Below are 15,964 nucleotides of genomic sequence, written 5' to 3'. Positions count from 1 at the left end.
CAAGCCCTGCATGATCGCTTTTATTTTTACAATGAGAGTCTTTTCATGCCTAAAGCGTGCGCCTATCACATCCTAGTCAAAACCGAAAAAGAGTGTTTAGCGATTAAAGCCAAACTTGCCAAAGGTGCTGACTTTGGCAAGTTGGCTAAACAACATTCCCTCTGCCCTTCAAAAAAGCGTGGTGGTGACCTAGGCGAGTTCAATAAAGGAGATATGGTAAAGGCCTTTGACGATGTGGTCTTCAAAAAGCCGTTATTTGAAGTACATGGTCCGGTAAAAACTAAATTTGGTTTTCACCTCATTAAAACGGTTTATAGAAGCTAATCGATTTTTTAGATTAGCACTATCACTTTAATACAATTTACCTTCAGGATGCTTCCTCTATACTGTAGTCATTCAATTAGAGGAGAAAGAATATGTTTACTGTTATTTTTGGTCGTGAAGGTTGCCCTTTTTGCGTTCGAGCTAAAGAAGTTGCAGAACGATTAACACAAGAACGCGATGATTTTAACTTCCGCTATGTCGACATTATTAAAGAAGGCGTGAGCAAAGCCGACTTAGAGAAGTCAGCTGGTAAACCTTGCCCCACTGTACCTCAAATATTTATCGATCAAGATCATATCGGTGGCTTTACCGAGTTTGAAGCATACGCAAAAGCCAATTTAGGCCTTTATCAATAAACTTTGCAAACTTGATTAGGTTAAATTTTAACCAATATCAGTCACATATAAAATAGTGTGATTTTATGCAAGCATTTGCTGTGGCTTTCCTGTACAATGCGCGCCTCTTTAAAATAGTTGAGGCGCATTAATGTCAGAACCAGTTACGTTTGAATCTTTAGACCTTTCTCCTGCAATCTTAAAAGCAGTCGAAGAGCAAGGATATAAAACACCTTCTGAGATCCAAGCTCAATGTATACCGTTATTGCTAGAAAGAAAAGACGTACTGGGACTAGCGCAGACGGGTACAGGTAAAACGGCAGCATTTGCACTGCCATTGTTAAACCAAATAGACGCATCCGTTAAACAACCGCAAATTCTTGTGCTTACGCCGACGCGTGAGCTGGCTATTCAAGTTGCTGAAGCATTTCAGCAATATGCTAAATATACTAAAGGCGTTGAAGTACTCGCGCTTTATGGTGGTCAAAGCTATGGCATTCAGCTAAGTGCTCTACGTCGTGGTGCCCAAATTATTGTGGCTACACCAGGCCGTTTGATTGACCACATCAACCGCAAGACCATTGATCTTTCAGGTCTTAATGCGCTTGTACTTGATGAAGCAGATGAAATGCTACGCATGGGCTTTATCGATGATGTTGAAAGCATCATGGAAAAAACACCAGAAGAGAAGCAAACTTGCTTGTTCTCTGCGACTATGCCTAAGCAGATCCAATCAATCTGTAATAAGTATTTAGACAACGCCGAACAAGTTAAGATCACTCCGCGTAACTCTACAGTATCTACGATCGAGCAAGTTTACTGGCGTGCAACAGCACACAAGAACAAAGCAATCGTACGTTTCTTAGAAGCGGAAGATTACGACGGTGCTATCGTGTTCGTACGTACACGTAATGACACTGTTCAGCTTGCAGAGTTACTAGAGCGTGAAGGTTTCTCAGCAGCACCGCTTAATGGTGACATGAACCAACAAGCACGTGAGCGCACAGTAGACCGCCTTAAAAATGGCTTACTAGATATCGTTATCGCAACTGACGTTGCTGCACGTGGCCTTGACGTAGAGCGTCTAAGCCTTGTTGTTAACTACGATATCCCACAAGACTGTGAAGCTTATGTTCACCGTATTGGTCGTACAGGCCGTGCTGGTCGCCAAGGTAAGGCAATCTTGTTCGTTAAGAACAACGAGCGCTATTTACTTAAGAACATCATGCGTCATACGCGCTCAGATATCGCACAGGTTGAATTACCAAGTGCAAAAGTAGTTGAAGAAAAGCGTATTGGTGCATTAGAGACAAAGATTTCTGCAGCGCTTGAGCACAAAGACATTGAGTTCTTCTCAAAAGTGGCTTCAGGCCTTGCTCAAAAGCTAGAGCTGAGCCAAGAAGACTTAGCAGCAGCGCTATTGTGTCTTGCACAGCAACAGACACCACTAAAAGTTGAAGATATTCAAATTCAACAACGTGAGCGTAGAGAGCGCGATGATCGTCGCGGCGACCGCCGAGATAGAGACGGTAACCGTGGCGAGCGTGGTGAACGCAAATCTCGTAGCCGTGATCGCGCAGCAGGCCCTATGGACACTTACCGTATCGAAGTGGGTCGTGAGCATGGTGTTCAAGTTAAGAACATTGTTGGTGCTATTGCGAACGAAGCAGATATCTCTAGCAAGTTCATTGGTGAAATCCGTCTGTTCAACGAACACAGTACGGTACAATTACCACAAAACATGCCAGCTGACGTACTTAGCCACTTCAAGAGCGTTCATATTTGCCAACGCCCTATGAACATGACCAAGAGCACCCACCCAGCCGATCAAGGTCAGGGCAGAGGTGAAGAGTCAAGAGATCGTAAGCGCAGCTTCAAAGACCCTCGTAGTGGCGGCGGTGATAAACGTCGCTCAGAAGGTCAAAGAAGAGACCGACGCGAAAGAAAAGAAATTAGCTTTTCTTAATCGACGCTCTTAAGAAAAACCGCTCAGTTGAGCGGTTTTTTTATTTAATACCAATTTTCTTAATTAAGTGGTCTATTTTGAGGCGAGAAAATCTTGTCGATAACAAGACAAAGATTTTGCTATTTAGTCGTTCTAAATAAGAAATTTTTAACGCTGTTAGCGTCAGATTTACTCCTTCAAATTGAGCAAGTATTAAGTCAAATTGGTATAAGTGCTTTAATATCGTTGCCAGTCCCTTGGCTCAAACTGATAGTAGTCTTTTAACAAATTGTATAGCTCTGGGTTTTCCTGTTTGAGTTCATAGGGTTTTTCAATAAATGTTTCCGTTACCACGGCGAAAAACTCCGCTTCATTTGTTGCACCGTATGAATGAATAGCATGAGGCATATTGTAGGACAGCTGCATTTTTAAGTGCTGGTACGCCTTCGATAATACCCTGCCCCAATCCTGATAGCTTACCTTTGCTGGCAATATGGGTGTTCCATTGGTTACACCGGTCTGCTGATCCAATTGATGGGCAAATTCATGAAAGACTAAGTTATGACCATCTTCAGGTAATCTATTTCCCTCAAGTACATCGTGCCAACTCAACACTAAAGTACCTCCAGGCCAAGACTCTCCTTGACGAACCGTTTGATGAAAGCTGACCAAGCCGGCACCATCTCTTGAGGTTTGCGGGGCATAATAGCTACTTGGATATAGTAAAACTTCTTTGACGTTGGGATACAGTGGCCAAGCTTGCTTGAGCACGAGTAAGCACGCATCTGCCGCGATAATTAAACACATCAGCCGTGATACCACTAACCCATCTCTACCAAGTACGCGCTTTTCTCCCAGAAACCAGACAATATGCTTTTCTAACTGCTCACGGTCGGCATCTGTCATATTGCGATAGATAGGCATGTACTTTAGTAACACCTGCTTGTCAGATCCACTCAATGCTTGGTTTTGATATTTTTTTTGCCACCTGAATTGCTGAACTTTATCCCAGTTCCAATACAAGAAAACAAATAGAATAAGGCCAGTAATAAGCGCTATTTCTATCATGGTTTTTGGCCATTTTTGAATAAGTCTTCAAAGATAAATTGGTTCCATCACCCGATTTTTCAAGCAAATTTTGTTACTATACCGAAAAATGTAAATAGCCAATAAGTAGTTATGTCCTTACCCATCGAGTCCGTTCAACCTCAATTTACTAAAACCTTAAGGGAACAAAATACTGTTGTTGTCTGCGCCACAACAGGCTCTGGCAAGTCAACTCAACTGCCATTGTGGGCGACAGAGCACGGTAAGGTTTTAGTTATTGAGCCAAGGCGGATCGCCTGCACTTCTCTAGCTGAATATGTCTCGACTCAAAGTGAGTCTAAGCTTGGTGAAAAGGTTGGTTTTGCTATTCGCTTTGAAGGTAAGTTTTCAGAAGATTCACAGGTCATCTACGCAACTCCAGGCGTCGCATTAAGGTGGTTTTTTGATAATAAACTTGCTGATTTTACTGTCGTCATGCTGGATGAATTCCATGAAAGACGCTGGGATATGGACTTACTACTGGCCTTGTTAAAGCAAGCACAATCTCATAAATTAATTGTGACGTCTGCCACGTTAAATAGCCAAAAGCTTGCTACCTATTTAGACGCACAGGTTATTGAATCAGGCGGAGTGCTTTACCCTGTCGCCGAGTATTTTCATGCGCCAGAGCCTCGGGCGATGCCTCATAAAGAGCAGCTGGAGCAGCGCGTTTTTAGCGCATGCCAAGAAGCACTGATAAACTGCGACGGCGATATTTTAGTCTTTTTACCGGGCAAAGCCGAGATCCAAGCATGTTTATCAAAAGTGAAATCATTACCCGCTATTGCGATAGGGTTATATAGCGGCTGCAGTCCTAAGGCGCAGCAACTAGCGTTGGCAGCGCATAAGGAGCGCCGTATTATCTTGGCAACCAATGTCGCTGAAACCTCCCTTACTATTCCTAATGTCACTTGCGTAATTGATTCAGGTCTAGAGCGCCGCACACATTTACGCTTAGGCAAAACAGTATTAGGCTTAGATGCCATTGGCAAAGATTCAGCTAAGCAGCGTCTCGGCCGCGCTGGACGAACACAAGCTGGTATGTGTATTAGGCTATATGGCCAACACGCACCACTTATTGATGCGACTCCCCCAGAAATCCAACGGGGATCTTTGACAGAGCTGGTATTGGCCTCAGGCTGCGCTACTGAGGGTGTCTCATCTTTACACTTTATCGATCCTTTACCTGAACGTTCAGTTGAAGTTGCAACACAGCAGCTCAGAAAACTCGAAGCGATAGACGCGCGTGGTATTGCAACGGAGCTTGGCAAGCAGCTCTACCCTCTACCCATCGACTTTGAATTTGGCTATGTCATTAGCAAGTTAAACAGCAATGCACTGCGCCAAGCCGCAATAGACTTATTCTCGGTATTATCTGTTCCGGCTCGTGTTTATCAACTCCCAAATGATGCCGAGCGCCAAACAAGATTAAATACCCTTTTTCCTTATGGCTCTGACATAGAAGTCGCTATCTCTGTTGTAAGAGGCGGAGCTGAGGATTTAGTCGATATTACACCTGATGCGCTTCAAGAAGCCCAACAATTTAGTGCTCACTTGCGCGACCACTTTTCCTTGCCATCATTAGATAAGGCTGCAAGTTTCAACCATGATAACTTGCTTCTTGAGTTGGCGAGCTTAATGCCTAACTGGGTATATATTAATAAAAATAATCGCCGCCATGGTTTTAATAATGGACAAAGTGAGGTTGTTCTCTCAAACCATACTCGTATCTGTGAAAATGCAGAAGCAGTACTGGTGCTAGACACATTCTCATTGGCAGGAAAAGGCACTAAACAAGCAAAAACGCTTGCAATGCATAATGCTGCGTTGACGAAAAAGCAGCTCCTTAAAATAGGTATTGGCAACGAAGTTCTGCACGCAGCCTATGTAGATGACAATGTACTTTGGGGCGAATTTATTACCTTTTACGGCGAAGAAGCCTTAGGTCAGACAACAAAGCCTTTGAATACACCTCAGGACACGATTTCGGCATTGGTGATGCTTATCCTAAATAACACACTTTTTATAGGATTAGCCAATCAAATAGAATTGAAAATCAGCTACACCCAATTATTTTATCAATACCATAGCCGCGATATATCACTTCCCACCGTTGAAGGGTTTCTGCACCAAAAGTTAAATATACTGGGTATCGAAAGTTATGAAGATATTGCTCTCATTGACGAGCAAGATTTACAGTTCGATGAGGTTGAGTCGTGGGAGTTAGACCCATTTATAGACAGATTTCCGTTATTCTGGTCCATTCCAGAACTGAGCATGTCGGTCAACTATAACTTTAAAGGAAAAAGGATAGAGTTAACATATATCCGTGGCGCAAGAAAAGATGCACCTAAAAAGTGGGAATTGCCAGCTTGGAGTGGCTTTAAAATCCGTTATAGAAGAGCCAGCAAGGTCGTTGATGTTATTTAGCTTTTCCAACTAAATACTTAGACAAGGAATAGGATTACTTAGCGCTTATTCCAGTTTTCTCAAAGTAATATGCTTCTTGAGGCATAAAAAAAGCCGCTGTTAAAGCGGCTTTTTAATACTATAACACGTAATTATAGCTTGATGTTTACACCAAATGTTGCGCGACGACCAATTGGATCGTACCAGCTAGTGTCTTCAAACGCTAATGGGTGTCTAGGTGGTGTTCTGTCGAACATGTTCTGGATACCAAAACGTAAGTCTACATTCTCAAGCACACGGTAGTTCATTGAAAGATCGAATGTTGTGTACGATGGAATATCGTTGTAATCGTGCTGTTCGATGTTCCAACCATTACGGTCATTTACTGCACTGTGACGGTAGTTAGTGACTAATACCGCTCTGAAATCACCGTATTCGTAGCTTGTATTCAAGCGAGCACGCCATCTCATGTGATCTTGCTCACCAGTATTCACAAGTAGATCGATAGGGTTTCCAGTTTGATTGATTTCGTAGTTTTCAACATACGTTGCAGTTAGCTTAACGCCAAATTCACCGATGCTAGTTTCAAAATCATAAACAGACTCGATATCGATACCACTCTTCTTCTCTTCAGCTGCGTTTAGTGAAGTTTGGAAGAAGTCTACAACTTCAAAGTTGTCATCACGAGTGATAAAGCCACAGAATGGATTATCTAAACTATCAGCACGGTAACAGTTTTCAGCTAGCTCACGATAGTTATAGTTTTCGATAGCATTTTCAATCTCGAAGCTCCAGTAATCAACTGTGATGTCGAAGCCTTCGATTGCTGTTGGCGTGTACACAAAACCAAATACAATATCGCTTGATACTTCATTTTGTAGTGTGTTGTTACCACCAAGCTTACCTTCGATACTACCGCCATCAGTCCAAGCTTGAGATGGTCTCCAACCTTCTGGAATACCCGCCGCTGCACAGTTCTTGATTACATTTGCGCGATATTTTTCATCAGTGTTCTGGATTGTATCAGCTGCACATTGGTCAAAGCGAGTGCCGTAGAACTGTGTGCCTGCCGCAGAATATAGCTCTTCGATGTTAGGAGCTCGAACAGATTCAGCCATTGTTGCACGGAAACGAATGTCATCGTTCAGCTGGTAAGTTAGACCTACTTTATACGCTGAATCACCGCCTGTTGATGAGTAATCCATGTAACGATACGCAAGCTCTAAGTTAAGCTCTTGCGCCCATTCGTGATCAACAACTAGTGGTAAAATAATCTCTGTTGAGTATTCTTTCACATTTAGCGAACCAGAATACGCAAGGCCTGAATTACCAAAAATAAGACCTTTACGGATGCCTGTTCCTGGTTCTTCGTATGCTGAATCTCTACGCCATTCAAAGCTAAATGCACTACCGACAGGGCCTGCTGGCAGCTCAAATAAGTCACCAGTTACCGTTGCACCAAAGCTAGTTTGCGTGCCACCATGCTCTGCGGTTGCTACCGTTGTAATATAATCAATCGTATCTTGTGAATGCTGACCTGGTGCACCCATTACATTGATTGGTGTACAACCTGAAATAGCACCAACCACTTCACCTTCATCATTACGATTTGCACAAACAATGTTGCCATTTAGCATTACAGCATCAAGTGCATTCTCAAAGTTTTCTGTGATTACTTCACCGAACCATGAGGTGTCTTGCTGTAGACGACCATGCTGGAAATACGTTGAATAAGACCAGTTATCGTTAATGAAACCGTCTAGACCCACTGAAGTACGGAAAGTCGAACGCTCTTGATTATACTTACGCGGACCAAAGTCATTTGCTAAGCGACGCATTGTAATTGATTCTACTTCGTTCTCTTCCATCAATTGGCGAAGGTCATCTTTTACAAAAGCATTGTCTTTACGTATGTTCAAACTACGCCAGAACACTGGGGTACTTTGACCAAAAGCTTCACTGAGTGAGTAAACTGTATCAAAGCTTAGCGTATGGTTTTCGTTTATCTCGTAGTTACCGGCGATGTTAAACGTATGACGCGTCAGTGGTGTACGGAAGAACTCATCAGCACCTTCTTCGATACCATCTTTATATTCACCTGCGTAATAACGGTAAAGTGAAGACGTTGGATCGCTTGGGATATAGCCATCACCATTATCAAATGGACGTAGATTTCGGTTTTCATCGAATGTCCAGTGATCGCCACCTAAGAAGAACTCACTTGACTCATCATAAAGTGCGTAATGTTTTTTGCCTTCATAAGGGATGCGAGCTGGGATACCATCGTCACCACCTGTGTTATTCGGGTTTGGTACTGATGAAACTGGATTGTCATACCACCATGACTTGTCACGCTTAGCCATTTGTTTTTGGTCAGCAAAGTCGTAGTTGAAAATGAAGCCGCCACCATCAAACTCTTTACCGAATACCAGTGATGCAAATGTTTGCTCACCTCCGCCTTCAAATGGGCGTGTGGTCGCAGCATCAATTTCAAGACCATCGAAAGAAGTACGAGTAATGATGTTCACAACACCAGCTACGGCATCTGCACCATAAACAGCAGAAGCACCACCGGTAGAAATTTCGATACGCTCGATCATTGATGTTGCAATGTTGTTTAAGTCAACGGCGTTATCACCCGCTGAACCACCGATAAAACGGCGACCATTCACAAGCACAAGTGTGCGGCTAGAACCTAGACCACGAAGATCCGTAGTATTCAGACCATTTGCGTAGATATAGTTATTTGAGTTTTCTGGACTCAAACCAACTTCTGCAGATGGCATTTCTGATAGGAAGTCGTTGACGTTGCTGACACCTGCGTCTTCAAGCTCTACCCTACCGATAACAACAACTGGAGTTGGTGCTGTCGCAGCAATACGCTTGATTTTCGAACCAGTTACTTGAATGCGTTCGACTTCTTCTGTTTCTGTATTTTCTTCAGCTGATACAGCTGTGCTTGCCAATGCTGCTGTAGATGCAGCACCAAAAGCAATTGCTAAGCGAACCGCTTTGCTTACTTTATTGTTGAACATGATTGATCCCTGCTTTTATTTTTATAAATAAATTTTTATTAAACAAAGTGTTAAATAAGAACTAACCCATTCTTGTAAGCAAACATTAGAGTTCCAATTTTAGCAACAAGAAAGTACCCATTTTCGCAACTTTTGTTCAATATCCTTTATAATACTTTTATCACTAACATAGGGTCAACAAGCATTTCACAGATTTCAGTACAACTGGCAACCAAAAATCTAAGATGGCACACTAAAATCAAATAAAATCATACTTTTACACGGCTTATAAGAAAATTTAATTTAATAGAAACAAATAATTCCAAAAATCGGAACACTTGCGATATAAAGGAGATCTAAATGACACATAAGCAACACCACAATAAACTTGTCGTGCTAACTTAACTGGTACTTATAGCATACAGAGTCAGGCCAAAAGCTGACCAAGCATATCTTCTGAAGCGGAAACAGGAAGCGGTGGGAAAAGTCTTATAATCTGTTAGAGGTACTTAGTAGAAGTCTGTAAGAGCAACCAGACAACAGCCTTAAATGCTCCCACTTGGTATTACGACTTAATCTTAGCAAGAGCAGAATGCGGGAGCGGTGTTATCACCAAAACTCTCTGGCTAGATAAGGAAACAACACAATGTGATTTTAAAAACCAGGAGTTAACGCATTCCTTATCTAACCCTCAGGTTACTTAGCCGTCAGTCGCTATAGAGGAGCTATTGTTTAATGCTTCTCGTGTTAAGCGCCGCGCATTTTCTTTTTCATATTCGGCTTGTTTTTTATCAATACAGCGCTTGCGCTTTAATTTGCTACCAGTCATAGAGCTGACCTCGCACTCTAATTGACTTTTTTTGCTCGCTGTTGTTGCATCATTTTTAGTTCCAGATGTTGAGCTACACGCAAATAGAAATGCAGTAGTAAACAAAATTATTATTTTTTTCATCACAAGTCCTTCTTTATTTATTGTAATTAACTGGAATTTTGGGAAGTGGTAAGTAATTCAATATTACCAAAATAAAGTTAACGATAATTTGTATTAATTTCAATATATTAATTATAAAAAAACACTTAAATTATATTGTGCAGTTTTGGTCGTCCATAAACAAAAAAAGCGGGGAAACTTCCCCGCTTCTATTAAGTTTATAAATTAAAACTTAAATGTTGCTTTTGCATAGTATTCACGGCCAGTTAAGCGATGAACACGGATAAGCAGTCCGTTATCACCTTGCGATACATAAGGTGGCTGCTTGTCAAATAGGTTGTTGACACCCAAAGACAACGTCAACGTATCTGTTGCATGATAGTAACCAGATAGGTCGTTATAAATAACAGAGCCTACACTGCTAGATAGCTGATTTTTTGCTGGTGCTACATCATCAACAGCACTTTGGTACTGCATAGTGTGTGCCAGACCCCAATTATCACGGTCATAAGACACACGTAAGTTAGCACGCCAGTCATTAAATGCACCACGTCCACCATTCGCTATATCAGCACCGTAGTAGCCATCTAAGTCTTTAACCTCTAGGCCTTCAGCTTCAAGCGAAGTTTGTTCTAGTAGGTGCGTACCTGCAAGTTTGAAGCGAAGGTTGCCACCTAGAGCTTCCATTGCGTAGTTAAAGTCAAAGTCGATACCTTTTGAGTTGAAGAAACCTAAGTTTTGTGTTGATAAGTCAACACCAACAAGGTTGCCATCTAGGTTACGACGAGGACTGATACCTTTAGTTCCGTATGCCTCAGGGCCTTTGATAAGGTTACAAACTGGCGAAGAGAAGTTTTCACTCTCGTAGCATGTCTGAGCAATTGTTTCTAGCGTTAAGCTAGAGATTACATTGCTGATCTCAATGTCATAGTAGTCAACGGTAGCACTAAAGCCTTCGATAAAGTCTGGCGACCATACAAAACCAAAGGTCTTACTTTCAGAGGTCTCTGGACCTAGATCAGGGTTACCGCCCCACCATGAACCTGATTGAGCGTTTGGCTGTCCCCAGTTACCAGGAAGGCCGTCTGCTGCACAGTTGGCTTTAAATGTCGCTGAAAGATCATTGTTTGAGCCGTAGTTTTTACACGGATCACTGTATGAATCAGCTGATTGTGTAAATGGACGGAATAAGTCAGTAATCGACGGTGTACGGAACCCTTCAGAGTAGTTAGCACGAACCATTAACTCTGAGTTAGGACGCCATTCAAGCGCTATTTTCTTAGTCGTCTCAGCATCTTCAATTAGATTTACCTTGGTACGTCGAGCAGCAACGGTTAAGTCTAAGCGCTCAGCGAAAGCAACATCAGCTAATAGTGGGATATTGGCTTCAACATAGTAAGCTTTGGTGTTGTATTTACCAACTGAACCGCCAGGTGCAGTACCATAGATAGCGCCTAGGCCAGATGCACCGTCAACAATCGCTTCATAAGAAGTCGTAAGGTGCTCGTAACCTGCTGCCCAAGAAATTACACCGGCTGGTAATTCGAAGTCACCTGAATCACCCGTAATGTTAATTTGTAGCTGAGTGTCTTCAGAAATCTTAGTGTCTGTAAGAGGAACAATCACCCAATCAAGCATATCCTGAGTTAGGCTACCATCAACAAACGGGTTCCAAATGCCATCTGGCGTACCAGCAACAGCAGCAGCACATGCTTTTGAATCATCTGAGCTGTTAGCTGCATTACAAAGCGCTGGATTTACCAACATATTCATGCGCTCTTGGTGTACACGGCCATCGATGAACTCATTAACACGGCGATGGTTAAAGCCGTAGCTAAAGTCCCAATACCAGCCATTTGAGAACTCACCTTCAAAACCGGTTGTGATCAGGTACTCATATACATCAAAGTCTGTACGGCGGTTTCCTGACTCAGTAAGACGACGGTTTACATAAACCTCATCGCCCGTATTATTATTAGGGTGACTTTCAGGAACCGTCATGCCCCAGAACGTACCTACTGGCGCTAGATTTGTCGTGTTACTACGGTGAGTGAACATCGACTCAGAGAAAAACTCGATAGAAGAGAAATCTGTTTCAGCTAACTCATAACGACCTGCTGCGAAAAGGTTATAAGTTTCGCGCGGTTGATAAAGAATACTTGTAGAAGAATAGTTGTAGCTATCAGACGTAACAAACGGTCTTGGATTACCATTTTCGTCCATTACAAATCTGTCAGTCGTGTTGCCTTTTAGCTTGAATGTACCTGGTGAAGAGGTTGTTGAACCACCACATACGATTTTACCATCTTCTTCTTGGCGAGGACAGCTTGAAAAGTCACGGTCTTTACCATAAATAGCTTCACGCTTGTCATAACCTGCTGAGATGATTAGGCTGCCTTTGTCACCTTCAATACCGGTTACAAAGCTAATTGAGTCTGACTCGCCATCACCTTCAGAAGTTTCTTGGTAACGGAACTCTAGTTCAGTACCAGTGTAGTTTTTAGCAGTGATAAAGTTTACAACACCAGCTATCGCATCTGAGCCATAGATAGTTGAGGCACCATCACGAAGTACATCAACTCGTGCGATTGCAGCCATAGGAATAGTACTAATGTCACCACTGAAACGACGGCCGTTTAGTAGTACCAAAGTACGGTCAGAACCAAGACCACGAAGGTTCATACTAACTGTACCATTACCGCCGTTATTTACGTTTGAACCATAACTACCACCGCTGATTACTGGTAGCTGCTGAACAAACTGCTCAAGAGTAGGTACACCTGAAGCCTTGATATCTTCCATTGAGAAAGAACTCACTGGCATTGCAGTTTCTAGGTCAGTACGCTTGATACGAGAACCGGTTACTTGAATTCGCTCTACGCTTTCAACTGATGCTTCTTCTGCAGCTGCGGTTGCGCTAAATACAGCTGTTGACGCTGCTCCAAACGCTAATCCAAGGCGTACAGCCTTGCTTACTTTATTATTTAACATTGATTGCTCCCTGATTATTTTTATGTGCCATGAAAATATATCCCTAGATAACATATAGTTAGGACTCTCGAACATAACTAACTTAGGGACAAGTCACTGCATGACGCAGCTATACTACTTTCTGTAACAACATAGGGTCAACATTCATTTTCATAATTTAAACCAAAGAAGAACCAGCATTAACATAAAAAATTAAAAAAATAATTAGTAAATACAGTAACTTATTAAACATCAAAAAAGTTCAAAAAAAATATATTTTTTTTAAAAAACCCCAGTCAACGCCCCAAACTAGGTACAGTAACTTAACAAAATGACGGACTTTTTTTCTTTTTTGATCGATTTGCGTACTCCAAAGCTTGAATTCTACTCAGAATAGACTAAGAGAGTATGGCGAACGAAGTGAATGTTAATGGTAAACAGCGAAAAAGCCGAGCCAAAAACAGCAACAAAATTAACATATAGAAGCAAAGCTATTGCTATAATTGGAATTTAACTGTTCTAAAGTAAGCTAAGACTTTGCTGGCCGTCGGGGCGTATGCTTAGCTGTGCAGCGTTCGGCAACATTTCATAGATAGGCAAAATTTGTTTTTCAATATACTGATAGTAATCAATATCTTTTAACTTATCTGGCACAGCGAACCTAGGTCCGTTGGTACTTAAATAATATGGTATTTGCGTACCTTTTCTAGCGCTTGTTAAAAGCCCTTCTTCAATCGCTTGTTTTGCAGCTCTTACTTGAGGTGGTATGTTTTTGGTATATAACTCCACTGATTTGCCCAGTTTTTTCCGATATACAAGCTTTTCATCGACTTCACCAGCAAAGATACGACTAATATATTGGTGTGTAATCACAACAGCGTCTTCTCCATCAAACAACGCTCGAATAACAGCTTGTTGGTATTCTTTTGCGATTTCAGTCCAGTCACTGCGAACGGTTTCCATCCCCTTAAATACTAGTTTCTTTTCACCCGCTTCAACAACTTGACCAACATAACGCTTTTTTGAGCCAATTTCTTGGCCACGGATTGTCGGCATAAAAAACGGGCTATAGTGCGTTTCAAATTCTATTTCTAGATAACTATCAAGACCAAAGCGCTCCACTAATTGATTACGCCACTTATCATTGATGGTATGCATTAGCTGTTTTCCAACAGCTTGGCACTCGTGACTCGCTAAACACTCAGGTAAGCAAACGAAAGTGGAGTCCGTATCGCCATAGATAACCTCATATCCTAACTGTTCAATCCAGGTTCTAGTTTGCTGCATAATTTGATGTCCGCGCATCGTTATTGAACTAGCAAGACGAGGATCGTAAAATCGACAGCCCTTTGATCCTAGTACGCCGTACAAGCTATTCATAATAATTTTAATAGCTTGTGACAACATCATATCGCTGTTCAATTTTGCTTTTTCACGGGCGCTTGCAAGTGAGGCAACTAAGCCAGGTAAATGATGTTGAGTGCGACTGAACTTACCTTTGTTAAACCCTTCAATTGCGTCGTTGGGAGCTTGTAACCCCTCAATTAATCCCATAGGGTCAATACAGAACGTGCGAATAATAGAGGGATAAAGGCTTTTAAAATCCAAAACCAAAATATTTTGGTAAAGCCCGGGTTTTGAGTCCATCACATAGCCGCCAGGGCTATCAAAGCTAATACCATGCTCTGATAAATTAGGGGCGATATAACCACTTCGATGTAATAGTGGTAAGTATAGATTAGTAAATGCGGCCACAGAGCCACCCATTTTCTCAAGCTCCAGTCCTGTCAGTTGCGTGCGCGCAAGCGCAAACTCCAATAAGTTTAGCTTGAGAAATATATCTAAAACTAGCTGGCAATCCTGCATATTATATGCGGCCAAAGCAGGCTTATCATGATGGAATTGGCGGATGATCTCTTCGAGGCGGTCATCTTGCGCAATAAGCTTTGTGCGCCCAAGTATTTTCTCCGCCACAAAGCTGAGCTTGAAAGTTTCAAAGTGGTAGGTGGCATTTTTCATAATATCTATGCCATCTAGCATAACTCTGCCCGGAATTAACACTCGGGTGTAATTCCCTTTAAATATCGACATCGCACCACCGTCTCGCCCAATAGACAATACCACTCCGTTCGCTTGTGCACGCTCAGCTAATATGTTTGCATCGAACTCAATCACGTTCCAGCCAATTAAGACATCTGGATCCAGTCGGTTTATTTGCGTCACTAACTCTTGTAATAATGCGATTTCATCATGAACCCAAATCACATCAACGGTGGCTGGTTGTGGTTCACCTATCATGATGACAAATTGCTCGAGCTTAGTAACAAGTCCGATTGAAAACAACACACCTTCACCGTTGCATTCAATATCTATTGATAGCATGTCAAGATTTGGCCGATAATCATCTGAGGCTTTAAATTGTGCTTGGGTAATTTCAACGTAACCTTGTTTGTGTGTCGCATGCCCCTTGACCCAAGCAGCTCCTTTAATAAATCGCTCCATTAAATAGCGGTCAGTATGACGAATATCTTCTTCATATAATGTAACTTGGTTTTCAAGCAGCTGCTTTGCTTCGTAGAACTGAGGTAAACTACGAAACTTCACGACACAAACGGGGTTCTGATCAAAGTGCTTTAGTTGACTGGAAAAAATGTCAAAGCGTACCTGACTCTGATTGAGGATCTCTGTTACTTTGGTGCGCTGCGTGAGCTTTATAAAAAATAGTGGCTGCTCACCATCCACCCATACCTTCAGCAAATGCTGGTGTGACTTAAGCCAATAGCACAAACGCAGCTTACCGTTTACTTGTATTTGCTGTCTTGATAATACAAAGCCCTGATATATCGCTTGTGCCAACTCCAATACCACCCTAAAATAGCTCAATCACTGTAATTATATCCACCTGTTTATTGAACATAAAGGCGTTTACAACTAAACCGACCTAATTAGG

At 42.0% G+C, this 15,964-nt stretch carries 9 protein-coding genes; 4 read left to right on the top strand and 5 right to left on the bottom strand.

The annotated features are described in order from the left end of the window. The first annotated feature begins 45 nt into the window (after nt 1-45). The 3 genes from HUZ36_RS11070 (at nt 46) to HUZ36_RS11060 (ending at nt 2,625) form a co-directional block, all read left to right on the top strand. On the top strand, nt 46-324 hold the full coding sequence (locus HUZ36_RS11070; protein ID WP_128730060.1) for a peptidylprolyl isomerase: 279 nt from the start codon (nt 46-48) through the stop codon (nt 322-324). Nucleotides 325-416: 92 nt separating this feature from the next. Continuing rightward, nucleotides 417-680: a GrxA family glutaredoxin gene (locus HUZ36_RS11065; protein ID WP_010378880.1), complete on the top strand. Its 264-nt coding sequence runs from the start codon at nt 417-419 to the stop codon at nt 678-680. 130 nt (nt 681-810) lie between these two features. Continuing rightward, on the top strand, nt 811-2,625 hold the full coding sequence (locus HUZ36_RS11060; protein WP_176032873.1) for a DEAD/DEAH box helicase: 1,815 nt from the start codon (nt 811-813) through the stop codon (nt 2,623-2,625). Between the two features lie 216 nt (nt 2,626-2,841). On the opposite strand, the gene HUZ36_RS11055 is transcribed toward HUZ36_RS11060, so the two are convergent. Further along, nucleotides 2,842-3,672 (bottom strand): M90 family metallopeptidase, encoded by an 831-nt coding sequence (locus tag HUZ36_RS11055; RefSeq protein ID WP_147389986.1) that lies wholly within the window; start codon nt 3,670-3,672, stop codon nt 2,842-2,844. A gap of 111 nt (nt 3,673-3,783) precedes the next feature. Between HUZ36_RS11055 and HUZ36_RS11050 the strand changes: the two genes are divergently transcribed. Further along, nucleotides 3,784-6,120, top strand: coding sequence for a DEAD/DEAH box helicase (locus tag HUZ36_RS11050; RefSeq protein WP_176032872.1), 2,337 nt, complete (start codon nt 3,784-3,786; stop codon nt 6,118-6,120). Between the two features lie 131 nt (nt 6,121-6,251). On the opposite strand, the gene HUZ36_RS11045 is transcribed toward HUZ36_RS11050, so the two are convergent. The 4 genes from HUZ36_RS11045 to HUZ36_RS11030 form a co-directional block, all read right to left on the bottom strand. After that, nucleotides 6,252-9,134 carry a TonB-dependent receptor plug domain-containing protein gene (locus tag HUZ36_RS11045; protein WP_176032871.1) on the bottom strand — a complete coding sequence of 961 codons (2,883 nt, stop codon included), beginning with the start codon at nt 9,132-9,134 and terminating at the stop codon, nt 6,252-6,254. A 679-nt stretch (nt 9,135-9,813) separates the two neighbouring features. Continuing rightward, on the bottom strand, nt 9,814-10,065 hold the full coding sequence (locus tag HUZ36_RS11040) for a hypothetical protein (RefSeq protein ID WP_128730805.1): 252 nt from the start codon (nt 10,063-10,065) through the stop codon (nt 9,814-9,816). A gap of 204 nt (nt 10,066-10,269) precedes the next feature. Then, nucleotides 10,270-13,035 (bottom strand): TonB-dependent receptor plug domain-containing protein, encoded by a 2,766-nt coding sequence (locus HUZ36_RS11035; RefSeq protein WP_176032870.1) that lies wholly within the window; start codon nt 13,033-13,035, stop codon nt 10,270-10,272. 498 nt (nt 13,036-13,533) lie between these two features. Continuing rightward, nucleotides 13,534-15,870, bottom strand: a complete 2,337-nt coding sequence (locus HUZ36_RS11030) for a DNA polymerase II (protein WP_176032869.1) — start codon at nt 15,868-15,870, stop codon at nt 13,534-13,536. Between the last annotated feature and the right edge of the window lie 94 nt (nt 15,871-15,964).

The organism is Pseudoalteromonas sp. McH1-7, from assembly GCF_013366255.1.
GTDB lineage: Bacteria > Pseudomonadota > Gammaproteobacteria > Enterobacterales > Alteromonadaceae > Pseudoalteromonas > Pseudoalteromonas peptidolytica.
This window is presented reverse-complemented; position numbering and strand designations above follow the sequence as displayed.